This is a genomic window from Pyxidicoccus caerfyrddinensis (genome assembly GCF_010894405.1).
Lineage (GTDB): Bacteria > Myxococcota > Myxococcia > Myxococcales > Myxococcaceae > Myxococcus > Myxococcus caerfyrddinensis.
Genome location: NZ_JAAIYA010000004.1, coordinates 355,448 through 377,548 on the forward strand (window position 1 = coordinate 355,448; position 22,101 = coordinate 377,548).

A 22,101-nucleotide genomic window follows, 5' to 3' on the forward strand; every position below is an offset into this window, starting at 1 on the left:
GAATGCCAGTGCGCCTCCCGGTCTCACAGCCGGGGCTTCAGTCGCCCTCGCTCCCGGGAGCCGCGACGATGCCATGGCGCGCGAGCAACCGCCGGAGCTGTGTGCGATGCATGCCGAGCGCCCGCGCCGCGGCGGCCACGTTGCCACCCTGCTGGCGTAGCGCCTCCTCGATGCGCGCCTGCTCCTCGGCCTCCAAGGGTGGAGCCCGCGAGGGCACTTCTCGCCTGACGCTTCCCGTCTCCATCGGCACCGGAGTCGACATCGCGGGCCCGAACGCAGTGCCGGCGCTCGGGCTCAGGTGGAGGGCCTTCACGCGCGGCTCGCCGCCCAGGAGCGCTGCCTGGACGGCACTGCGCACCTCGACCCGCAGCTCCCGGACATTCCCTGGCCAGGGCCGCAGCAGGCACTCCTCCACCAGCGACACGTGCAGTCCCAATCCGGGCGCCACCTGCCGCACCTCCTGCTGGAGCAACAGGGGAATCTCCTCGGGGCGCTGACGCAGCGGCGGCAGCATCACCTCTGGCCTGCCCAGGCGGAAGTAGAGGTCCTCCCGGAGGTGCCCGCCCGCCACCCGCGCGCGCAGGTCCTTGTTGCTCGCGGAGCAGACGTGAAGGTCCACCGGCTTCGGCTTCGAGGCGCCCAGCGAGAGGACCTCCCGGCTTTCCAGCACTCGCAACAGCTTCGCCTGGACAGACAGGTCCAGCTCCACCACTTCATCCAGGAACAGCGTGCCGCCGTCCGCGGCCTGGAGGTAGCCCTGGGCATCCGCATCGGCCCCGGAGTACGCGCCGCGCCTGGCGCCGAACAGCAGCCGCTCGGCGAGGCTCTGGGGAATCGCCGCGCAGTTGACCGCCACGAAGGGCCCCGCGCTCCGGGGTCCGCTCTGATGGAAGGCACGCGCCACGCCCTCCTTGCCCGCACCGCTCTCCCCGTGGATGTGCAGCGTGGACCCGACCTGCGCCAGCCGCGCCACCTCCGCCAGCAACCGTTGCATGGCGTGGCCGCGCACGAAGCCGTCCTGGAGCACCACGCCGTGCCGCGCCAGGGGACCCACGTCCGCGCAGGGGACGAACAGCGAGTCCCCCATGCGGAGGACCCGCTGGGCTTCGTGCGGCGCTCCGGCGGGCACCTGCTTCCCCTCCACGAACGTGCCGTTCTGACTGCCGAGGTCCGTCACCCAGAAGCGCCGCCCATCGAAGTGGACGCGGGCGTGACGCCGGGACATGCGTGGGTCCTGGACCTCCCCCAGCGCGGCGGCACCCCGCCCCAGCTCCAGGGCCCCGTCCCGCAGCGGCAACACCTCCGCCATCGCCGCGTCCCCGCTGAACAGGCGCAGGAGGCCCGGCACCTTCTCCTCACCGGAGCCGCTCGCGCCTCCGCTGGCTCCGCTCGGCTGCAGGGTCGATGGGTCCTTCTCCATGGGCCTACATCCTACGCGGCTCCTGGCACACGACGCAGGTGCCAGCGAGTGTGCCACGCAGTGAGGCTCCGCCCGGGACGCGTGGAGAAGTGCTCGAGATGGTTGACGAGCCCGCGCTCCATCGCGCCAGAGTCCGTGTCAGCGAAGCAGGCACATGCCTTGCTTGGGCCGCGAGCGCTTCGTGCACGCGAAGCCAGTCGTTTCCATCCAGGGGCTGGGACGAACCCGCCCGCACACATCGCAGCAAGGGGGACTCGAGATGAAGCAGGTGAAGAACATACGGCCTTCGTGGCTCGGACTGATGGCGGTGTTGCTGTGGGTCAGCGGATGCAAGACGTGCGGCTCTCACCTGCCGCCGCCTCAGCCCGTCCCCGACAAGGAGGCGCCGGCCGACGCCGGCACCGTCACGCCCCCTGCTGACAAGCCGCTGTCCACCACCGGGTGCGGCGATGGGAAGTGCAAGGTCCCGTGGCCGCCACCCGAGGTCCCGACGAGCTTCGCCGCCTGCCCGACGGGCTCCTGTGGTCCCGGCAGCCAGAATGGCAGGGGAATCTACGTCTCCAACACCGAGGTGCGGAGCTACTGCTTCAGGGACGAGCACGCCGCCTCGCCCTCCTTCCCCTACTCGTTCTGCCCCGAGCTCTTCTTCAACACCCCCACCGGGGTTCGACTCCAGGTGCGGGATTGGACCAACCCCAATTACATCCGCGATACCGCGGTTCAGGCCTGGCTCGAGCCCGCCTCCGGCGCCCGTCAGCCCGTCACGCTGAAGAGCATCCGGAGTGACCAGAGCCGGCTCGTCATCACCTACGAAACGGCAGGTCAGGTGCATGAGGTCACCGGTGCCGGGTTGGAGCAGGTGAGGCTCTCGTTCCAGCTCAGCGTCATCGATGACGTCTACATGTACGAGATGAAGCTCAACGCCGTGCCGGGCAACGGGGGGCCGGAGGAGATTCAGCGGTATCGCCTCTCCTACCGGTACAAGCTGAGCAGCACGCTGTCCGATTGGATTCCTCACTGCGAGGATGCCGCCGCGGGGAACCGGATCTCCTTCCTGGGGGGAAAGAAGGTGGATGGCCTGACGGCTCGAGTGACGGATGAACCCGGCGTCACCACCCTGAGCTGCGAAACGGGAGCCATCAGCACCTGTCTGGCCTGGGGCTACACGCCGTGGAGTTCCCGGACGGGGGACCCGAAGTGGAGCGACTACCTCTTCCGCTCGTGCCTGCACGCCAAGCGCGCGGCCTACTTCGTCCAGTTCGGCGACTTCAACAGCTACACGGTCTCCGGAACCGAGATCTTCAAGCGGGACCCGTTCGGCATCAACTCCGAGCAGATGGACCACCTCGAAGCGCTCTGGAGCCCCCGAGGCGCGGAGTGCCTCAACAGAGGCAATGCTCGTCACCGTGAGCTCCTCCCGGACTCCGGAACGCTGCCCTCGTGCCCGGAGACCCGGTGGGAACAGAACGGGTTCGGGAGGCTCGCCACCAGCCCGCAGTCCCTCCCCTGAAACAACCGCGGTCAGGGCGTTGAGAGCCGCCGCTCCACCTCGCGCAGGGGCTCCTCGTACTCCCTTCGCAGCAGTGCATTGAGCTCGAGGGCCCGGATGAGCGCGGCGCGGGCCTGGCGAAGTGTCTGGAGGCGTGTTGCCGCCTGACGCTCCAGCCGGGCCCGCGTCAGCAGGAGTCCTCCACGAATGGCGTGGGCCTGCGCCAGCGCCGGGTCGAGCTTCAGCGCCAGGCCCACCTGTTCCTCGCCTCGCGCTATGGACTCGAGCGCGGCGCTGGCGGGCTGCTCCTCCGCCAGGCGCCAGTAGACGCGCGCCAGCTCCTGGTGGGCCTCGTAGTACGGATACAGCTCCACGGCCTGCCGGGCCTCTGCGAGCGCCTGCAGCAGCAGTGGCACTCCCGGCCGTCCCCGCTGCTTCGCCCACGCCGCCTCCACCATGCTCAGCCGCGCGCTCACCACGCGGCAGTCCACGCAGCCCGCGTCGTTGCGGTACGCCTCCACCAGCGCCCTCCGCCCGGCCTGGAGGTCACCATCGGGATTGCGCTCCCCGCCCAGGGCGTGGGCCGCCGCCACGAGGTGGCCCCTGGCGCGGTGGAAGTACGTCCTCCCGAACGTGGCGTTGATACCCAGGGAGCGCTCCAGGTGCTGGAACGCGCGCTCCAGCGCGGGGCGCGGCTCTCCCCCACTGTCGAGAAGGTACTGCGCTCGCGTCAGCTCCGCGGCAGCCACCTGGTTCAGCACCAGGTAGAAGCGCCCGTCGATGGAGAGGGCCTGCTGGCCCACCTGGAGTGCCTTCTGGATTTCGGCCTCCGGGTCCTGTCCGTGCGCCAGCGCGTGAGCCGCCATGTCGTCGTACAGGTCGCCCAGGTTCTGGAAGGCGTAGAGGTAGCGAGGGTCCACCTGTATCGCCTGACGGAAATAGCGCTCCGCTTCCGCGAAGGCGCCGCGCGGGTCCTGGCCGTGCTCGCGCTGATGGTTGCCCTTCCAGCGATAGACCAGCGCCAGGTCATTGAGCCCCCAGGGATAGCGAGGCTGGAGCGCGAGCGCCTTCTTCAGCGCGGAGATGGCCTCCTCCCAGGCCGGCCCCGGATCCCTCCCGACCCTGGCCTCCTGGAAGCCACGCAGGAAGAGGCCATTGCCCAGCGAGTCGTAGGCATACACGTCGCTTGAATCCAGCTCCACCGCGCGAGTCGCCGTGGCGAGCCACTCGGCGAGGATGGGCGCCGGGTCCTCGCTGCCGCCCTGGAACCGGTTCAGGTGGTAGCGCTTCAACAGGACCTGGGCCTGCCGGGTGTAACCGGATGCGCGCAGCGGGGCCGCTTTCAGCGCCCTGCCCCCGGCCTCCAGCGCGCGCCGCAGGGCCTCCTGGGGAGGCCTTCCCTGCCGCTGGTCCAGCTCCGACTGTTGCAGCCACGCTTCCGCGAGCGCCTCCTGGATCCGCGCGTCACTTCTCCCGGACTCGGCCGCCTGTTCGTACTGGCCCACCGCCGCCTGGAGTCGCGAGCGCGCCGCGTCGTACTCGCCTCGCTCCAGCAGCTCCATTGCCCGCGTGTATTCAACGTCCCCGGCGAGCTTCAGCGCCTCGTACTCCCACGGAGCTTCAGCGGTGGCCTCCGCCGCCGCCCGTGCCGCCGCGTCGTAGTCCCTGCGGTAGAAGGCGATGAGCCCTTCGAGGTAGCGAGGTGACTCCAGCGCGAGCCCCCGGCTGCGCTCGAGTGACTGGAGCGCCGGCTCCAGGTACTGCTTCTCCAGCTCCCGCTGCCGACCGGCCAGCCACTCCGCGCCACCGCTGCGCCGCGCGTCCTCCATGGCCCGGTGGTACAGCTCGCCCAACACGCGGCCCCGAGCCAGGTGCAGCTCGCGCGTGTCGATACCCAGCCCCCACGCCTTCGTCAGCGCCTCGTGCGCCTTCTCGAAGTCGAGCATCGCGAGGTGGCCACGTCCCAGGGCGTACTGCACGAGCCCCTCGCCGGCCTCCCCGAGCGCGTGCTCCCGCGCCGCCATCCGCTCCATGAGCGCGCGGACGTGCTGCTGCTCACGGGTCGTGTCGTGCAACGGCAACCCATGGGCCACACGGAGGAAATACTCCAGCTCCTTGACCTGCTGACCCAGTTGCTCCGCCAGCAGCGCGCGGCCCGCGGACTGCTCCCGCGTGTGCCGTGCGTCCAGCCAGGAGCGCACGCCGAGGGCGGAGAGGACGAGGATGCTCACCAGCGACAGCGCCGAGATGGCCACCAGGGCCCGGTGCCTGCGCGCCCCCCGCTTCAGCCGATACAGCAGCCCCGGGCGCTGCCCGAGGATGGGCTCGCCGTCGAGATAGCGTCCCAGGTCCTCGGCCAGTGCCCGCGCGGACGGGTAGCGCAGGTCCGGCTCCTTGCTCAGGCACTTGAGGACGATGGTCTCCAGGTCGCTCGCGAGCTGGGGCACGAGCGTGCGTGGAGGCGGCGGCTCTTCGTGGAGCACCTTCGCCAGCGTGCCCATGAGCGTCGAGTCGATGAACGGCGGCACGCCGGCCAGCAATTCGTAGAGCGTGGCGCCCAGGCCGTACACATCCGTGCGGCGGTCGATGCTCCGCACGTCGCCACGGGCCTGCTCCGGCGCCATGTACGCGGGCGTCCCCATCACCGCGCCCGTCTCGGTGAGGCCGTGCCCCTGGTCCACCTCGTACGCCAGGCCGAAGTCCAGCACCACCGGGAGCCACCGCCCGTCCTCGCCGCTGGAGACCAGGATGTTGGCGGGCTTGAGGTCGCGGTGGATGACGCCGAGCCGATGCGCCTCGTGGATGGCCTCGGTGACCTCCTTCATCACCCGTACTTTTTCGGGCACGGACATGGCGGCCTGGTCGACCCGCTGTCCGCCGACGAGCTGCATGGCGATGTATGCCTTTGCGCCAACCTCGCCGACCTCGTAGACCTTGCAGATGTTCGGGTGGTCGATGCGCGCCTGCGCGCGGGCCTCGCGCAGCAGGCGCATGACCCGGTCCGGATGCGCCCCGCGGATGAACTTGAGCGCGACGACGCGGCCCAGGCGCAGGTCACGCGCCTTGTAGACCTCGCCCATGCCGCCGCGGCCCAACGGCTCGATGAACTCGTAGCGCTCCCAGTGGCTGACCGGGAACACCTCGGACCGCGCCTCATGCTCCCCAACCGGGGATGGCCGAGAAGAATCGAGGCCTTCCGGCGGAAGCGTCGGGTCGAGAGCCAGTCTTGCCTTGTCGGAAGCTGACATGCGGAGCACGGTCTCCTGGGGTTGCTCGCCCCATGCTGCCCGGGGCCCGCCCACGCGGTCCAGAGAGCCGTGTCGTCACGGGCGACACGGCCACGCGGTGCCGGACATGCCTCGCGATGACACATGGCACATGTGCCAGGTGTGCCACCCACGTGGAGTCCAGGGGGTCCAGCGCGCTCGAAACAGGGGCTGACGTGGCCGGCGTGAGGCCCGCTTTCAGAGGAGGATTCGTCCGCGCGATATCTCGAATGGAGACCGCTGCCCCCTGGGCAGGCGCGCGGGCACGGGCCTTGCTCAAGGTCAACGCAGATGGCGAACACCGCCGGGCACACCGGACGGGGCGTCATCCCAGGCAGTCCACCCGAACCCCAAGGAAGAAAAGATGAGCACTCTCTCGCTGCTGAAGCGCGCCGCCATCGGTCTGTCCGTTGCCGCCCCCGTCGTGATGGCCATCCTCCCGGGCACCGCGAGCGCGTACCGTGCCTACCCCGCCGCCGGCTGCACCTACGAGACCGACTACGTCGGCGACTACGTCTGGTCGCTCGGCATCGCCAACCAGAGCAGCGGCATCTCCCCCCGCGCGCGCAACATTCGCTGCCCCATCATCGACGACAACTCCGGAGCCCCTGGCGCCACCACGTCCAACGTGAGCTGGCGGCCTGCCGTCTCTTCCATCTACGTGACCGGCTACGACGGGAACAACGGCACCAGCGACTACTACAACGCCCAGGCGACCGTCTGCTACGTGTTCAGGGAAGGCACGGGCTCCTCCTGCTCGACGCCCAAGGTGCTCCGCCCGATTGCCACTGACGTCACCTTCACGGGCCCGTTCCAGGTCGCGCTGGACGCGGCGCAGGTCAACAAGCTGAAGGAGGCCTGGCAGGGCGACTACTCCTACGTCCAGATCCAGATCCCCCACAACGGGCCGCTGGGCAACAGCGCCATCTACGGCTACTCGACCTACTAGGCCGCCGCCCCACCCGCTCGCGTTGACACCCGGAGCGAGGGGCCTCGCGCCCCCCGCTCCGGGCCCTTTCCCTGGAGGAACCATGTCTCACTTGCTGAAGGGCCCCTGGCTGGCCGCCATCATCACCACCACCCTCGTCGCCGGCATCGCCTGGAGCCTCGGCCTGTCGCCCGGCCCCGCCACCACTTCCGCGCCCACCTCCGAGCCGGTGCCCGCGCCCACCCTGCCCGCCCCCGTCGCGTCAGGCGACTCCGCGGACGGCAAGCGCCTGCGCCAGTTGGAGCAGCAGGTGGAGCAGCTCTCCCAGCGGCTCGGCTCCGAGGAGGCGGCCCGCGCCAACGTCCCACCCCCGCCCATGCCCCCGACTCCCGAGGAGCGGGTGCAGCGCCGCGAGGCCGGCATGGAGATGTTCGAGATGAAGGTGGACGCGTATCAGCAGGAACGAATGGACGCCGCGTGGGCGGACCCGGCGCGCAAGTCGCTGGAGACCAGCATGGGCACGCTCCTGACGGCCCTGCCGGCGGACCGGCGCGGGCACCTGCTCGGCGTGGATTGCCGCACCCACTCCTGCATGGCCACGCTGGAGTTCCCCAACTTCGCCGCTGCGAGGGACCAGTTTCCCCGCTTCGTGGAGCACATCTACGACGTGCCCTGCGGACGCACGGCCGTGCTCGACGACGCGGAGGACCCGGCCGCGCCCCTGAAGGTGCGCGTCCTCTTCGACGAATGTGCGCGCGACTGAGGCCGAGTGCGTCGCGCTCGCACACTCCTCTGGCAATGTGACCGAACGGCAACAGCGGGGGTCCACAATAAGCGGAATTTTCCGCCCTCAATACTGAGAGTCGGAGTCACATGCGTATCGCTGGAAAGTCGGTTGTGGCCCTGGGTGCGATTGCCGCGATGACCGGCTGCGGCCCCGTGGACGAGACGGAGCAGCAGGACACGCAGGCCGCGGTGGTGGATGCCCGCAACTGCGGTGCCCAGGAGTTCACCCAGGACGAGGTGGCGGCGATCGAGGCCCGCTACGAGGCGGCCCGGGCAGTGCAGGCGATGGGTGGCACGGTCCACGCCTCGGCCATCTCCATCCCCGTCTATGTCCACGTCATCCGTGACGCGAGCGGCAACGGCGGCGTGACGACGACGCAGATCAACAACCAGATCAGCGTGCTGAACCAGGCCTACCAGTCGGCCGGCGTCAGCTTCACCCTGGCTGGCGTGGACTACACCAACAACAACCAGTGGTACACGTGCTCCACCACGGGTTGTGAGACGAAGATGAAGAAGGCGCTGCACCAGGGCAGCGCAGACGACCTCAACCTCTACACCAACAACATGGGCCAGGGGCTGCTCGGCTGGGCGACCTTCCCCTGGAGCTACGCCAGTTCTCCCGCCATGGACGGCGTGGTCATCCTGGCGAGCTCGCTGCCGGGCGGCACGGCGACCAACTACAACGAGGGCGACACGGGCACCCACGAGGTCGGCCACTGGCTGGGCCTGTACCACACGTTCCAGGGCGGCTGCTCCAGCCCCGGTGACAGTGTGGATGACACGCCGTTCGAGGGCTCCGCGGCCTACGGCTGCCCCGCCGGCCGCGACACCTGCACCACCGCCGGCGTGGACCCCATCACCAACTTCATGGACTACACCTACGACTCCTGCATGAACACGTTCAGCGCCGGTCAGCACAGCCGCATGAACAGCATGTGGACCACGTACCGCGCGGGCAAGTAATCCCCGCCTGAAACAACGCATGTCCCGGAAGTGAGCGACGGGCCTCTCACGCAGGTGAGAGGCCCGTTGTTCTTTGCGGAGCTCACCACCGCTACTTCGGCGGCTGGATTGGCGGCATCACCAGCAGGTAGTCCAAGCTCCATGAAAGGGGCGCGTGAGCCCGGACGACTCACGCGCCTCCCTTCTGGTGTCTCCACAATCCGGGGCGGTACAACAGCGTATTGCCGGGTTGAGCAGAAGAGTAGCCGCGATGAGCAAACCAGCGACGGCGTTGCAAGGAAGAGGCGCATCATGACGGAGGGGCCGGCACACTTCCTGGCCTGGGTGCCCCGCAGCCATGGCCAGGGGCCGATTCGCCGTGGGGGAGCAGAGCGGCTCGCCGAGCGCGCGCTGAAGCCGGTGAGCCATGTGACGAAGCAGAGGCATCTCGATAAGCGGGTGCGGCCCGGCGATACGATCTGGCTCGCTGGAAGCCATCCGAGCTTCGGTCTTGGGGCGCCGTCTTTGGACGGCTGCGTCAGGGTCGCATCGACGCTCTCTGGTGGGGAGGCGGTCCGCTTCCTTGCTGGAGAGAATAGCTTCTGGCTACCTTGGGCAGACGCCAGAACACTACTGGTTGCACTTGATTTTCGCTCCGCGGATGGCTCCATATCGAAGCTGTTGCCGGACCGGGTGATCGGGCCGCAGTTGCAAACCACCCGCACCATTGCTCACGGCTCCGCAGCGGCGATTGAGCAGCGCGCGCGGGCGCTTCTGGCCAGGCCAAGGCTGTTCATCAGTTACCGCTGGAGCATCGCGCGGCGGACGATGGGACGGATCGTGGCGGCGACATCCGATTGTGGGTTCGGGCCGTGGTGGGACCGCTGGTCGGCGCCGCGGCGGCTGACCAGCGGCATCGAAAAGAGCCGTTCCGACGAGGAACTGGAGGAACTGTTATCGCACGGGATTGCAGGAAGCGCGGCAGCGCTTGTGGTGAAGAGCGCGGGCTATGGCGATACAAAATGGACCGGCTTCGAGTCCGCCCGCATCTCGGCGGCTGGGATTGGCGTGGTAGAAATCGAGCCAGAGAGTCTCGAAACCGCTGCCGGCGTGGAAGCGTTGAAGCGGAAACTCCGCTGCCTTGGACTGAGCGGGACGTCTGGCTCTTCCTAGCAAGCAGCCCTGGTGTGGGGCGTGTCGTGGATATAGGTCCACGAGGGCCCAGCCTGCCAGCGACCTCACGCCCCAGACCGGATCTTCGAGGGCCGAGAGGAAACCATCCTTGGCCTTGAGGTCGCCCAGGGCATCGAGAGCAAGTGCAGCATGCTCGCGGGCCTGGCGACCGCGCACATGCGAGGCGTCAGCCGAGGAAATAGAGCACCAGCACCGTCACGATCAGGAACTGGAGCGACAGCGTCCAGACCGTGACCTTGCGGAGCGGGAACAGGAACGCTTCTCCGTGCTGCTTGTGCTCGACCTGCGCGCGCAGGCGCCTGCCCGTCTTCAAGGCTGACCACATCAGCGAGTAGCCGAGGACGACGAAGGCGGAGGAGAGCGTGAGGACCACCCAGCGTGGCCATCCCTTGATGAGCAGGTCGGTGACGAGCGCGCCTCCGCCCGCAATCCCCGCGCCTGTCCTCACCAGCGAGAACAGGGTCCGCGTCGCCGCCATGTGGGTGTTGTCGAGCGCGAGCCTGGAGGACTCGTCAGGCGGAGGTTGAGAGGAGTGGCTCATGCGAGCTCCCAGCGTTGCACGAGCACCGGCCCGGAGCCTCCCGGCCCTCTGTCGCAGGGGCAGTCACGTTCCCGACAGAAATGAGGACCCGCCGCTCAGAGCGCGGAGAAGATGTCGCCGAGCGTGGCGAGCATCGACTCCGAGCTCCGCACGCGGAACGTCGACCCGGTGAGGCGCGCCGACTCGATGCGGTCGACGCGGAGCATGCGCACCGCCCCTCGCAGGTGGTCCCAGACGAGCAGGAACCAGGCGGGCCAACTGAGCAACAGGTAGTGCGGCTCCACGACGCGCACCGTGCTCACGTCGTTCGCGCGGTAGGTCAGCTCCAGGGCGCGTTGCTCGAAGAACGAGTCCTGGATGGGGCGGAGCACCGCGGCGCTGGGGGCCTTCCACGTCGCGGTGACGTTCCTCGAGCTGGGGCCGACGAGAATCCTCCGGCGCAGCCCGCTCACCCGGGAGCGCTCCTCCGGTGGAAACGAGGCGGAGAGCTTCTGCCGCAAGCCCTTGACGGTCGAGAGCATCAAGGGGGAGCCCAGTTGCTCCGCGAGCGCCAGCGCGAGCATGAGGTCGAGGACTTCCCGGGCGTCGAGCTGAACGCGCCCCAGCCCCGTCCGTGGCGGCACGCGCACGCCGCCGCCTCGCCCTGCGTCCGACTCGATGGGGACGCCGCGTGCCGCGAGCCGGGACAGGTCTCGCCGGATGGTTCGCACGCAGACGCCCAGCTCCTCCGCCAGCTCCGGAGCCGTCCACGAAGGTCGGGAGGCGAGGAGGCCGAGGACACGGTCCAGGCGGTCGATGACGGGTTCGCGCTTCAAACGTGACCCATTCTGTCACCTTTGGGGGAGATGTTCACCGGGTCGCGAACGAAATGCGGCCAGAGCACGAGAGACCCCATGACCTTCTTGCGCGGAATGAGCACCCTCGACGAGGCCCCGGTGAAGGCGTTTCGCGGCGCTGCGCAGTTCGAGGCGTGGCTCGAGGAGAACGGCGGCGCTCGCGCCGGGGTCTGGCTGAAGCTCGCCAAGAAGGGGACGGGCATGGCCTCGCTGACGGACGACGAAGCAGTGGACGTGGGGCTCTGCTTCGGCTGGATATCCGGCCAGCGGAAGTCACTCGACGAGCGCTTCTATCTCCAGAAGTACGTGCCGCGCCGGCCGCGCAGCCGTTGGTCCCTTGTGAATGTGCGGAAGGTCGAGGCGTTGCTCGCCGCGGGCAGGATGCGACCGGCGGGGCTCGCTGAGGTCGAGGCCGCCAAGGCCGATGGGCGATGGGCCACGGCCTACGAGTCGCAGCGAAACGCCACGGTCCCCAGCGACCTGACGGCCGCGTTGTCCGCGAATCCCCGGGCCGCGCGTGCCTTCGAGGCGCTCGGCAAGACGCGGCGATACGCGCTCATCCTGGAGGTCGTGACGGCGCGCACCGCGACAGGTCGCGCGAACCGGCTGCGCCGCATCGTCGACTCGCTCGAGTCCAAGGGGCCTCGAGGCCTTCAGCGTGCTCGGCAACCGTCTTGAATGGCAGCACCCCGAACCCGGTCAGGAGGACAGCCTGGCCGGGTTCACCATTTTCAGATGTTCGCGTCAGCCGGGGCGGCAGCTCCGAGAGCAACACCTGGCGCGTGACGGCGAAGAAGTAGCCCTCACGGCTTGAACGGAAACAGGGCCACCTCCGCGCACGGCGGGGGTGGCCCTTTCCATTTCCGCGTCGTGGGTTTGTGGCTGCCCACCGTGACGACTCACTTCGGACGGGGAAGTGTGTCCCTTCCCGTTACGCAAACCGGCCAGTTTGTAACGTGGGACGCTACTGGCCGATGGACTCGGGTGCACGTCGATGTCGGACGAGCGCGCCGTGCTGCCCACCGGGTCGCTCGAACGACCCGGCGGGACGCGGCACGGCTGCTACTTGCAGGTGTTCTCGGGAATGACCACGACGTCGACCATGCTCTCGGGGAACACGACCTCGCCGGTGCTGATGTCCACGAAGACCCGCGCGAGATGCTGCTCAGTGACGACAGTAACCTCGTAGTTGACGCCCGTCGCATCCGCCATGGCGTAGAACACGGGGGTCACTCCGACGACTTCACCGCGCCCTTCAAGCTTCTCCTCGACCGCCCGGCGCGCATACGTCGCTGCCCCCTCCTTCCAGTCCGCGGGCCGGGTGCCAACCAGGTCATCACAAATCAGACACTGGTACTGGTAGGTCTTTCCGCCATCCGTGGTCCACACGTTGGCCTTGCCGCCAGAGTTCGCGTACGAGATGGCGCTGCGACCGCGTGCCTGCCAGTCCCCGCTGCAGCGTGACTGTGCGGAGAGCAGTGCCAAGATCGCTTCCTCGGTGACGCTGGAGCCTTGGTTATCGTGTTTGATGGTCTCTATCCCCATCACGCCGCTGGACCAGACCTTGTAGGCATCGCAGTTCTTGACCGGAGGGGCCGCCAGTGCCGCCGGACCGCTGAGAAGACCAACGACGGCGAGGGACGCGCCCAACGACTTCATGGTGCTCATACGTGACTCCTTGTGGGGAAAGTGGCAACGAGGTCATTGCCAGGGGGCTCACGCATCCAAGCAAGTGAAGTGCCAGTCCTCCCGCCCTGCGACTGTGACGCGGAGCAGGTGTGTGCGCCGGGCACGGAAAGGGCGCCGGGAGTGGCAAGTTGGCGTGTCTGTGAATTCAATTCCTGCCATGCGCCCCAGGACGCGGGATTCACGCTCACGTATTTGGCGGTTCTGCGCAGCCATCGGGGAACAATCGGCGCCAGGAGCGTTCCTCCTTTGGAGGAGCCTCACCATGTCTACGTCCGCCCGTCTCGCCCGCCCGATCGCGCTCGCCGCCCTGCTCGCGTTGCCCACCTCGACGCACGCGTTCACCGGCGACAACCACAAGGACCTCACTGCGGCCGCGTTCCGCGTCCTCGCTGATCCGCAGACGGTCGCCGAGCTGCGAGCGGCGTCGGTCATCGGGGATAGCAAGGCCTACGAGCCGCTGGCGCCCGGCATACCCTGGTACCTGTCCGCGGCACACTTCGACAACTGCGCCTGGAGCGAGGGGTCGACCTGGATCAAGGACCACCGCAAGGCCGCGGTGAGCGCCGCGATCGCCTATGACGCCAGTCCGACCGCGGCCCTGCGCGCCGAAGTGTTCGGCAACTTCGGCTTCGTGCTGCACGCGACCGAGGACTTCTACGCACACTCATACTGGGTCGAGAGCCACGCCTGGGGGGCACTGGCGAACCTGGACGGCGCCGAGCCGGCCGGTTGGTTCAGCGGCACGTACCCCGATGATCTGCCGAAGAAGTGCCCGGCCGGCGTCCCCCACCACGACGTCCTGAACAAGGACGCCGCGTCGCGCGCCGGTTTCGACGAGGCCTACGCCGACGCGATCCTCGCCGTGCAGGACCAACTGGACCGCTTCGTCGCCGAGCTCCGCGCCGCCGCTCCGGCGCGTGCCGACGCGATCCTGGCGCGCCTCGGCCTGCGCCGGCAGGTGCAGGTGATCTCCGAGGCGCTGGCCTGGCCGACGGGGAAGGTCTACTTCTTCCAGGGTGGCGCGTACTCGCGCTACGACCTTGTCACCGACCACGTGGACCCCGGCTACCCGCGCGACACGGCCACGAGCTGGACCGGGCTCGGCGACCTCGGCGGCGTCATCGACGCGACGCTGGTCGCGCCCGGCGGCGCCGATGCCTACTTCTTCCGCGGCATGCGCTACTCCCGCTACGACGTCGCCGCGGACCGCGTCGACGATGGCTACCCGCTCGACATCGGCACGTACTGGCACGGTCTCTGGGGCTCGGGCCTCGATGCCGCGGTCCTGTGGCCGGACGGCAAGATCTACTTCTTCCGCGGCCCGCTCTACGAACGCTATGACTTCGAGGACGACCAGGTCGACAACGGCTACCCGCTGCCGATCGTCGGCCCGTGGCGGGGCCTCGAGCCGTTCTCAGACGGCATCGACGCGGTCTTCGTGACGCCGAATGGGCAGAAGGCGTACTTCTTCCGAGGCGACTACTACATCCGCTACGATGTCGCGCTCGACCGCGCCGATCCCGGGTACCCGTTGCGCATCGAGGACTACTGGCACGGGCTGTGAGTTGGAGTCCACGTAGGGGTGGAGGTTCTCCCTCTAGCCTGCCTCCACAGCGCGAGCCCTCCGTGCTTCAGGACACCGCGACTGCGAGCACCTCCACCCGGTTCTGGTGCAGGTGGTGCTGGACGGACTCCACGGTGTAGGCCGGCTCGTCTGCCGCGGGGATGACCTGCTCGCCTACGCGGGGGACGTGGCTGAGGCGGAACATCCGGTGTTGGCCGTAACCCTCGCGCTTGTCGGCGCGGAGGCGGAAGTAGACGATGACCTCGAGCGTGTCGCTCATGCCGCCAGTCTACTCCCACAGCGCCTGCGAGCGCGCCAGGGCGTGGTGGCGGAGGCTTCCGCGTTCCCAGGGGACGCGCGGAAGCCTCCAAGGCCGCGCAGGGCCTACGGGTGGTTCGTCAGCACGCCGAGAAGCTTCTGTACGCGCTCCGGCAGCGGTGCCGAGCTGGGAAGCACGGCCACCTCCGGCGCGGCCACGCGGCCCCCCGCGAGGATGAAGCTGAAGTCCGTGCCGGCGGACACCTGCGCGTTGCCATGGCAGCCCATGCAGCCACCCATGTTGTACAGCTTCGGGCTGTAATACACGTTGGTCAGCGGCTTGCCCGTGAGCGAGAACTCGGTGATGAGGTTGTTCGTGTTGACGCTCGGGTCCGCGATGGGCTTCTGGAACTGGCCGCTGAAGGTCTGCAGGTTCGAGTCCGTCTCCACGACGATGTTGGCCTGGTAGAACGTGGCGATGTCCGGCCCGGTGTAGGGCTGCCCCTGCGGCTTGTCGAGCGGCTGCGCCTGGACGTTGACGAGCTTGTAGTAGAGCCAGGGCGAGGAGCTGATCTTGTTCGCCGCGTTGTAGGCGGCAATGGACGCGTGGGCGGCCTGGTTGGCGGCGATGACGTCCGCCGGGATGTCGTGGACGCGCTTGTTGACGCAGATGACTCCCTGGGTCGTGAGCGGTGCCGACGGCGAGTTCACGTAGTACAGCCGCTGCTCCGGCCTGCAGTTGGCACTCGCGGGAGAGAAGTGCTCGATGCTGCTCGCGGTGGCGGGGTTGGCCGCAACGGCCGGGGTGACGGTGATGGCCGGGTCCATGGGCGACGCGCCCGGGTTCAGCAGGACCTTGCCATTCACGTCCTCGACGGGCTGGCCGTTCGCGTCGAGGATGTTGTCCGCCTGCTCGAACGTGGCGTAGACGAAGTACGGCGCCGTGGGCGTCTTGCGGATGATGTGCAGCGCGGCGAGCCCCCAGGTGTCCTGCCGGTAGCAGATGCCGTTGGCGGAGCCGGGGATGGACTCGTAGTAGCGGACCGGGGCCGTGTAGAAGCGGCCACTCGCGGCCTCCGTGGTGCTCAGCCGCCGCCAGGCCGCCTTGCTCTCAATCGTGTCGACGGGGAAGTTGATGTACGGCGGCTTCAGGGGCGCCGTCCCGCCATTGGAGAGCTGGGTGTAGAAGTTGATGAAGTTCTGGGTGGCGGCGGCGTACTGGGGGCCGTGCGTGTAATAGCTGGTGGCCGGGTCGACGACGTACGCGTATTCCTGCCGGTTGGCCTTGGCCATGAACAGGAATTGCTGCTGCACGGAGGGCGCGCCCGGTGACACCGTGGGCACCTTGCCCGCGTACATGGTGTTCAGGCCAATCTCACTCATCTCATCCAGGTTGATCCACGCCGTGGGCTGCCCCAGGTCCTGCCCGGCGCACGGGGGCACCTGGCCGCCATTCGGGAACTGGCTGGTGCTGTAGCGGTACTGGGGCGGCGCGTCGTAGCCGAAGGAGGGAGGCTGGCTGCTATAGCCATTGGGCACGCCGCTGCCCGGGTAGATCTCCACCTTGCCGCGGAAGGTGTGCCACACCAGCGGCCCCGTGTAGCCGGGCTGGCCGAACAACTTCGTGGCGTCGGGCGTGTCTCGCGGGTTGCCGAGCGCGGGCCAGTTCAACGCGATGAACTCCTGCCACGCGAAGGCCGAGGCGGCCGGGAGCGAGGAACCCGGCGCGCCCCCCGGGATGTCGGCGGGCAGGTTCGGAGAGATGGTGATGGCCGCGGCGGTTTGCGATCCCACCTGGTCCGGCGTCGAGTCCGGCTTGTTGGAGGCGACGCAGGAGACGCTTTGCGACAGGAGCAGGACCGGGACTGCTGCGTGGATGAGCCGGGGCATGGCGCACTCTTTCGGTGAGGGACTCAGGGGAACCGCGACCGCCCCGTGAGCAATCGCTGTACCAGGACCGCGCTCCGAGCCGCGGAGGGCAAGGCGACGACACACCCGCGTCTCCTGGAGACGCACCTGCGTTGGCGCGGGACGCGCGGGGACTCGCCGCATGAAAGGATTTCAAGCGCCGGTGGGCTACGCGCGCCGTCGGCGGCGCCAGAGGATCACTGCGGCCAGCGCTGAGAGGCCGGTCAGGGCGCCCAGGGCCACCTGGGTTCCACGTGCTCCGGTGGGCGCTCGCGGCTCCAGGGCCACAAGCGACGCGTCTCCCAGCACGACGAGCCCCGCCCAGGCCGCCGGGGACTGTCCGTCCTCGATGGCTTCGAGCTGCGCGGCCCGCAGCGCCGCCGAGGCACTCATCCCCCGCGTCAGGTGCCGGTAGAACCGCTCCACGAGCACGGCGGCCTCGTCGTCGCGCAGGGGCCACAGGCTTGCCACCACTGCGCGCGAGCCCGCCTCGAAGAACGCCCGCGCCAGGCTCAGCACGCCTTCGCCCGGGAGCTCCGCCCCGGACGCGCTCTGACAGCTCGACAGCACCACCAGCGCGCCTTCCAGGTGCAGCTCGGCGATTTCCCGGGGCTGGAGGATGCCGTCCTCCTCCTCCGCTCCCGGCGCCAGCACCAGCGCGGAGCGCTCGGGCGCCTCGGCGTCGACGACGGCATGGGTCGCCAGGTGGAGCACCCGCACCGTGTCCAGGCGTGCGCTCTTGAGTGCCCGCTCGGAGGCTTCCCGTCCCACGAGCAAGCGCGGTCCGACCTGCGTGTCCTGGAGCAGTCGCTCCACCGCGCGTCCCTCCCGCCGCGCTTCCGGGAGCGCGCCGAGCTGCGCGGCTTCATCGAAGACGCCGGCCCGCTCGGACGCAGGGGTCCTCGGCACCGGCGCCGCTGTGCCCCGCTCGGGGTCGGCCAGCACCAGGGCCTCTCCGCCCGGTGACAGGGCCGGCTGCTCACGCCAGTAGCGCCAGAGGCTGGCGGAAGGCACCACCGCCAGCTCGTACCGCGCCACCAGCGGAGGCCCGTCCGGACGCTCTCGCAGCGCGGAGAAGGGCAGGTCATACAGGGGCCCATCCGGCACCAGCAGCAGCCGGCGCACGCCCGCGGGCAGCGCGGCCAGGGCCGGGCCGAGCAGTTGCGCATGGAGCGCCACGGCGGCACCCACCTCGGAGCCATCCCGGCGCTCGAGAAGGCCGGAGAAGAGGGCCACCGCGGGCGTCAGCCGTGTGCGCTCGGGGATGCGGTGGGCTCGCGAGCCCTCGCGCGTGACCACGAGCAGCCACGCGCCGCCCGCCGGGTCGCCATAGATGTCGCGGTCGACACCCACGAGAAAGGCGAGCATCGCCTCGTCCGGCGTCAGCCGCTGCTCCACGGCCTCGAGCGTGGCGAACTCCGTGGCGCCATGGCGGGGCGCAGGGCGCAGGTCGCGCTCGTTGCCCTCCAGTTCCCGCAGCTCGTTCAGGGCCGCCTCGCGCTCCGGCGCGCCGAGCGTGGACTCCAGCAGGCGCCGCTGTACCGCCACCAGCCGGCGCTGCATCTCAGCGCGGGCCGCGCGCCGGCCCGGCTCCTCTCCGGAGGCGGACAGCGCCTGTGCCGCCACCAGGGTATCCAGCAGGCTCCGCGCTCGCAGCCGCTCGCTCACCTGGAACGTGCGCTCCAGGGCCTCGCGTGGTGCCAGCGCGGGCGTCTTCCCCGTGACGCCACCCGCTTCGAGCATCCACCCGGCGAGGCGGTGGTAGTCGCTGGCCCAGCTCGCGAACAGCTCGGCCTGGCTGGAGGCATCACGCTGCAGGCTCCGCAGCGCCTCCACCGCGTCCAGCGCGCGCTCGGCATGGTGAAGCGCGTCGGGAAGGGACTTCGTGTGGAAGGCCACCGTCGCGCGAGCCCGCAGGGCCAGTGCGAGGTACTGCGGGTCGGCATACGCGTAGGCCAGCCGCAGCGCTTCCTCCGCGTCCCGGTCCGCGGCCTCGGGAGCGGACGCGGCGAAGCGCTCCGCGCGGGTCCAGAGGCAGGCGATGCGCCGCTCGGGCTTGCCCAGCTCGTCCGCCAGCGTCAGGCAGCGCTGCAGGTGCTGCTCGGCCTCGCGCCGCTCCTCGGGGGAGGGGCCCAGCAGGTCAGCCACGATTCGCAGCGACATGGCCTCCATGGACTTGCTGCCCGCCAGCTCCGAGGCGGCCAGCGCCTCGCGGGCCAGGGCCAGGAGGCGCGAGCGCCCGCCGGGCTCGGGGCGCCGCTCGTGGAGCGTGATGGCGAGGTTGGCTTGCGAGACGCGCACGCGGGCCTCCAACGGGGCCTCGCGCGTGCGCTGCGCCAGCTCCACCAGTCGCTGGTAGACGTCCGCGGCTTCCTCCAGACGCCCCAGGTTGGTGCTCACCACCGCCAGCGAGGAGAGGCACTGTTTCTTCAGTCCATCGGTGCCGTCCGGGAAGACCAGCGCCTCGGCGCGCTTGAGCAGCCGGAAGGCCCGCCCCAGGTCGAGCTCCACCTCCGCCAGCTCATTGGCTTCGACGATGAGGGCGCGCGCGTTCAGCTCCGGACGCCCCGAGGCCCGTGCCACCTCGGTGATGCGCCGCGTCCATTCACGCGCCTCATCGATCCGCTTCTGGTTCATGAGGATGATGCGCAGGTTGATGGCCGCCAGCACCTCGCCCTCGGCGTCCTGGAGGCGGCGGAACTCCAGCGCGGAGCGCCGGTAGGAGGCCTCGGCCGCACGAGGCTCCGACAGTTGCTCCACATGGCCGAGCACCATCAGCAGCCAGGGATGTTCGGGGTGGTGCGCCAGGAGCTCCGACAGCAGCCGCCGTGCGGCGTCGCGCCCCGACGCGCCCTGGGCGTTGCGGTAGAAGCACATCGCCGACTCAGAGTCCCGGGGCTTTTCGGCGAAGCGGGCCTTGCAGGCGGCCAGTGCGGGCGGAGTCCCGGTGCTCGCATCCGGGCCGGACGCTGCGAGGGCCGCCCCCGCCACGAGAGCGAAGAGGATGACAGCCCTGGGATGTTCTCGCCCCGGCCTTGGCACCCCGCCATTCTATTTCCGGGTGACGGGGACCGCCGGAAGTCATTGCCCCGTGATGGTCATGTGGCGAGGCGCGACCGGAATCAGGTCGGGCCGGCGGGGACCGCGCCGCAAGGGCACCTGGGGTCGACCTGCAGGCAGAGCGTCACCGGCCCCTCGGTCGGAGGAGGCCGCTGGGTGCGAGGCATGAGGCAGGCTTCCGGTTGGGGCTCCCGCGGAGGCGGCCAGACCGCGGGACTCCAGCGCTCCACCGACAACAAGGGCAGGGAGAGCCCGACCTCCGTCAGCGGGACGAGGACCTGCGCGGAGAGTCCGCCGGCCGAGGTCGCCCGGTAGCTCAATCGCAGGGGCATGCTCTCGCTCACCAGGCCCGAGGTCTGGGCCACTACCGCCCCGGCGGCGTCAACCAGGCGCAGCGTCACCATCACGGTGTCACCCGTCATGATGCCGGCATCCACCAGCGAGGCCACCACCGTGTCATGCGCGGCGCCGGCGACGGGCGGCGTCGTCACCTTCAAGGCCGGGTTCTGCGTCTGCGCCTGCGCCTCCGTCATGCCCCCCAGCAAGACCGCGAGCACCAGCACCGAGGCGCGCACCGTGCTCCACCCCGTCATCACATCCATCGCCTTCATGCGAATCCCCCTCTGCTTTCTGCCGATGGTTTTCGAAACGTGTCTACGAGAGCAAGCAGGTTGCAAGGTCAGCCTCCCGCTCCTGGGCGGACCGGATTGCGCGTCTGCCTCTCTCAACGGTGGTGGCTGATTTTTTCCCTCACTTCATTTCGGAGGAATTTCCGGCCAACCCGGAAGGGGCGGGTCGCCCGGCCGGCTTTCAGACCTGGGAAGTTCGATTCCCGCCGCCTCCAGCACACGAAGTCAGTATCTGGTCATTCCCGTGATGCCCCTTCCTGCCAGCCCCTGAGCAGCGCCCCTTCGTTCCACATCTCCTGGTACGACCGGGTGCGAGCGTCGCGGCTGGCGACGAAGGAGCCTTCCCCCATGAGCAGGCAGACACGGATGCTGGCGGCGCTCGGAGCCGCGGTGCTTGGAATCGTCGGTGCCTCCGTCGCATGCAGCAGTCCGCCGGGCGGCGGCGACATCCCGAATGAGGCCGACGCAGGGACGACGCCTCGACCGCTCGTGCTCGGTGATCTGCTGGCGCCCGTGACGACCTCGGAGCTTCAGCTCATGGAGCAGGAGTGGGCTGCTCGCGACCTCGCGGCTCGCGACGTCGCGCAGCTCGCGAGCGGGACGGTGACCCTGGGAACCGTGCCGATGGCCTACCGGGTGCTCGACCACATCGTCGGCGGCGCACACCACGTCGGCGTCGTGCTGGTGCCGGCCTCGTTGACCGCGCCTGCGCCCGTGCTCGTATACACGCATGGCGGGTACACGGGAGATGGCGGATTGCCGCCGTTCACCGTGGAGGAGCTCGCATTCCGGATTCCCGGGCAGCCCCTCAGGGAGCGGCTCATCTACGTCATCCCCTCCTACAGGGGTGAGCGGCTCCGCATTGCAAACACGACGTACAGCTCCGGTGGCGCCACGCTCTTCGGCACCACCGACCTGACGGATACCGCGGCGCTCCTGTCCGCGGTCTTCACCACGACGCCGCTTGCGGACAGCAACCGCGTGGCCATCTTCGGTGAGAGCCGCGGTGGAATGGTAGCGCTGTCGCTGGGGGCCCGCGACGACCGCTTCGACCTCGTCATCGACGCCTACGGCCCCACGGACTTCAGGGTGGCGCTCGCCGGGGTGACACCGGAGCTCTTCGGAGCGGCTGTCGCTGGCGCGGTGGCCGCTCCGGGAGACCCCGCGACGCTGCTGCTGCGCTCACTCATCCCGGTCGGTGAGGTCACGGTGAGTCCCGATGCCGGGCTGCTCATCACCGAGGCCGGCTACGTGGAGATGCGGCGGCGGATGGCGGCCACGAGCGCGCTGGCCGCGCCGTCAAGGTTGCCCTCGACACAGGTCCACCATGGAACCGCCGACTCCACGGCGCCAGTCCAATATTCGCGCGCGCTCGCCGCCGCGATGGCGGACGCCGGGCGTGGCTCCCCGAGCAATGCCTTCACCTACTTCGAGTACGACGGCGGCACCCACAATCTCGACACGTTGCCGGGGGCGGTTTCGCGAATGGCCGAGGCGTTGAATCGCGAGCTGGCGCCATGACGATTGCCGAGACGGTGCCTGATATGACCTCCGGCCAGCCCTGACTGTGGGGCCGACCGGGGGATGA

At 69.3% G+C, this 22,101-nt stretch carries 17 protein-coding genes; 8 read left to right on the forward strand and 9 right to left on the reverse strand.

Annotated elements, in window-relative coordinates; all coding sequences use genetic code 11:
* Positions 1–37: 37 nt before the first annotated feature.
* Positions 38–1,420, reverse strand: coding sequence for a sigma 54-interacting transcriptional regulator (locus G4D86_RS11870; RefSeq protein ID WP_163992797.1), 1,383 nt, complete (start codon positions 1,418–1,420; stop codon positions 38–40).
* A gap of 259 nt (positions 1,421–1,679) precedes the next feature.
* Here G4D86_RS11870 and G4D86_RS11875 point away from each other — a divergent pair, with 259 nt between their 5' ends.
* On the forward strand, positions 1,680–2,930 hold the full coding sequence (locus G4D86_RS11875) for an ADYC domain-containing protein (protein WP_163992799.1): 1,251 nt from the start codon (positions 1,680–1,682) through the stop codon (positions 2,928–2,930).
* Between the two features lie 11 nt (positions 2,931–2,941).
* Here G4D86_RS11875 and G4D86_RS11880 read toward each other — a convergent pair whose 3' ends face one another.
* Positions 2,942–6,049, reverse strand: coding sequence for a serine/threonine-protein kinase (locus tag G4D86_RS11880; RefSeq protein ID WP_240360199.1), 3,108 nt, complete (start codon positions 6,047–6,049; stop codon positions 2,942–2,944).
* Positions 6,050–6,539: 490 nt separating this feature from the next.
* On the opposite strand from G4D86_RS11880, the gene G4D86_RS11885 reads away from it, so the two are divergent.
* The 4 genes from G4D86_RS11885 (at position 6,540) to G4D86_RS11900 (ending at position 10,007) form a co-directional block, all read left to right on the forward strand.
* Positions 6,540–7,124, forward strand: a complete 585-nt coding sequence (locus tag G4D86_RS11885) for a hypothetical protein (protein WP_163992803.1) — start codon at positions 6,540–6,542, stop codon at positions 7,122–7,124.
* Positions 7,125–7,206: 82 nt separating this feature from the next.
* Complete coding sequence (locus tag G4D86_RS11890; protein WP_163992806.1) at positions 7,207–7,866, forward strand: hypothetical protein; 660 nt, start codon at positions 7,207–7,209, stop codon at positions 7,864–7,866.
* A gap of 110 nt (positions 7,867–7,976) precedes the next feature.
* Positions 7,977–8,855 (forward strand): zinc metalloprotease, encoded by an 879-nt coding sequence (locus G4D86_RS11895; RefSeq protein ID WP_163992807.1) that lies wholly within the window; start codon positions 7,977–7,979, stop codon positions 8,853–8,855.
* 291 nt (positions 8,856–9,146) lie between these two features.
* On the forward strand, positions 9,147–10,007 hold the full coding sequence (locus G4D86_RS11900; protein ID WP_163992809.1) for a hypothetical protein: 861 nt from the start codon (positions 9,147–9,149) through the stop codon (positions 10,005–10,007).
* A 187-nt stretch (positions 10,008–10,194) separates the two neighbouring features.
* Here G4D86_RS11900 and G4D86_RS11905 read toward each other — a convergent pair whose 3' ends face one another.
* Together G4D86_RS11905 and G4D86_RS11910 are read right to left on the reverse strand one after the other, a co-directional pair.
* The gene (locus G4D86_RS11905; RefSeq protein WP_163992811.1) at positions 10,195–10,569 is read right to left on the reverse strand and encodes a DUF202 domain-containing protein; all 375 of its coding nucleotides are present in this window, start codon (positions 10,567–10,569) and stop codon (positions 10,195–10,197) included.
* 95 nt (positions 10,570–10,664) lie between these two features.
* On the reverse strand, positions 10,665–11,384 hold the full coding sequence (locus G4D86_RS11910) for a helix-turn-helix transcriptional regulator (protein WP_163992813.1): 720 nt from the start codon (positions 11,382–11,384) through the stop codon (positions 10,665–10,667).
* A 78-nt stretch (positions 11,385–11,462) separates the two neighbouring features.
* Here G4D86_RS11910 and G4D86_RS11915 point away from each other — a divergent pair, with 78 nt between their 5' ends.
* Complete coding sequence (locus G4D86_RS11915) at positions 11,463–12,083, forward strand: YdeI/OmpD-associated family protein (protein WP_240360200.1); 621 nt, start codon at positions 11,463–11,465, stop codon at positions 12,081–12,083.
* 384 nt (positions 12,084–12,467) lie between these two features.
* Here the strand turns inward: G4D86_RS11915 and G4D86_RS11920 are convergent, their stop codons facing one another.
* Positions 12,468–13,073, reverse strand: a complete 606-nt coding sequence (locus tag G4D86_RS11920; protein ID WP_163992814.1) for a hypothetical protein — start codon at positions 13,071–13,073, stop codon at positions 12,468–12,470.
* A 283-nt stretch (positions 13,074–13,356) separates the two neighbouring features.
* On the opposite strand from G4D86_RS11920, the gene G4D86_RS11925 reads away from it, so the two are divergent.
* A complete protein-coding gene (locus G4D86_RS11925; protein WP_163992816.1) occupies positions 13,357–14,658 on the forward strand; it encodes a hemopexin repeat-containing protein in 1,302 nt (433 codons plus the stop codon).
* 67 nt (positions 14,659–14,725) lie between these two features.
* On the opposite strand, the gene G4D86_RS11930 is transcribed toward G4D86_RS11925, so the two are convergent.
* The 4 genes from G4D86_RS11930 to G4D86_RS11945 form a co-directional block, all read right to left on the reverse strand.
* The gene (locus G4D86_RS11930) at positions 14,726–14,938 is read right to left on the reverse strand and encodes a hypothetical protein (RefSeq protein ID WP_163992818.1); all 213 of its coding nucleotides are present in this window, start codon (positions 14,936–14,938) and stop codon (positions 14,726–14,728) included.
* Between the two features lie 104 nt (positions 14,939–15,042).
* Positions 15,043–16,806: a hypothetical protein gene (locus G4D86_RS11935; RefSeq protein WP_163992820.1), complete on the reverse strand. Its 1,764-nt coding sequence runs from the start codon at positions 16,804–16,806 to the stop codon at positions 15,043–15,045.
* Between the two features lie 186 nt (positions 16,807–16,992).
* The gene (locus G4D86_RS11940) at positions 16,993–19,701 is read right to left on the reverse strand and encodes a CHAT domain-containing tetratricopeptide repeat protein (protein WP_163992822.1); all 2,709 of its coding nucleotides are present in this window, start codon (positions 19,699–19,701) and stop codon (positions 16,993–16,995) included.
* A 245-nt stretch (positions 19,702–19,946) separates the two neighbouring features.
* Positions 19,947–20,495 carry a hypothetical protein gene (locus G4D86_RS11945; RefSeq protein WP_163992824.1) on the reverse strand — a complete coding sequence of 183 codons (549 nt, stop codon included), beginning with the start codon at positions 20,493–20,495 and terminating at the stop codon, positions 19,947–19,949.
* Between the two features lie 366 nt (positions 20,496–20,861).
* Here G4D86_RS11945 and G4D86_RS11950 point away from each other — a divergent pair, with 366 nt between their 5' ends.
* Positions 20,862–22,034, forward strand: coding sequence for an alpha/beta hydrolase family protein (locus tag G4D86_RS11950; RefSeq protein ID WP_163992827.1), 1,173 nt, complete (start codon positions 20,862–20,864; stop codon positions 22,032–22,034).
* Positions 22,035–22,101: the final 67 nt, after the last annotated feature.

Coding starts and splice junctions, on each gene's coding strand:
- G4D86_RS11875 (WP_163992799.1), top strand. CDS start 1,680: ATGAAGCAGGTGAAGAACATACGGCCTTCGTGGCTCGGACTGATGGCG.
- G4D86_RS11950 (WP_163992827.1), top strand. CDS start 20,862: ATGAGCAGGCAGACACGGATGCTGGCGGCGCTCGGAGCCGCGGTGCTT.
- G4D86_RS11915 (WP_240360200.1), top strand. CDS start 11,463: ATGACCTTCTTGCGCGGAATGAGCACCCTCGACGAGGCCCCGGTGAAG.
- G4D86_RS11885 (WP_163992803.1), top strand. CDS start 6,540: ATGAGCACTCTCTCGCTGCTGAAGCGCGCCGCCATCGGTCTGTCCGTT.
- G4D86_RS11925 (WP_163992816.1), top strand. CDS start 13,357: ATGTCTACGTCCGCCCGTCTCGCCCGCCCGATCGCGCTCGCCGCCCTG.
- G4D86_RS11870 (WP_163992797.1), bottom strand. CDS start 1,420: ATGGAGAAGGACCCATCGACCCTGCAGCCGAGCGGAGCCAGCGGAGGC.
- G4D86_RS11935 (WP_163992820.1), bottom strand. CDS start 16,806: ATGCCCCGGCTCATCCACGCAGCAGTCCCGGTCCTGCTCCTGTCGCAA.
- G4D86_RS11890 (WP_163992806.1), top strand. CDS start 7,207: ATGTCTCACTTGCTGAAGGGCCCCTGGCTGGCCGCCATCATCACCACC.
- G4D86_RS11930 (WP_163992818.1), bottom strand. CDS start 14,938: ATGAGCGACACGCTCGAGGTCATCGTCTACTTCCGCCTCCGCGCCGAC.
- G4D86_RS11895 (WP_163992807.1), top strand. CDS start 7,977: ATGCGTATCGCTGGAAAGTCGGTTGTGGCCCTGGGTGCGATTGCCGCG.
- G4D86_RS11900 (WP_163992809.1), top strand. CDS start 9,147: ATGACGGAGGGGCCGGCACACTTCCTGGCCTGGGTGCCCCGCAGCCAT.
- G4D86_RS11940 (WP_163992822.1), bottom strand. CDS start 19,701: ATGTGCTTCTACCGCAACGCCCAGGGCGCGTCGGGGCGCGACGCCGCA.
- G4D86_RS11920 (WP_163992814.1), bottom strand. CDS start 13,073: ATGAGCACCATGAAGTCGTTGGGCGCGTCCCTCGCCGTCGTTGGTCTT.
- G4D86_RS11905 (WP_163992811.1), bottom strand. CDS start 10,569: ATGAGCCACTCCTCTCAACCTCCGCCTGACGAGTCCTCCAGGCTCGCG.
- G4D86_RS11945 (WP_163992824.1), bottom strand. CDS start 20,495: ATGAAGGCGATGGATGTGATGACGGGGTGGAGCACGGTGCGCGCCTCG.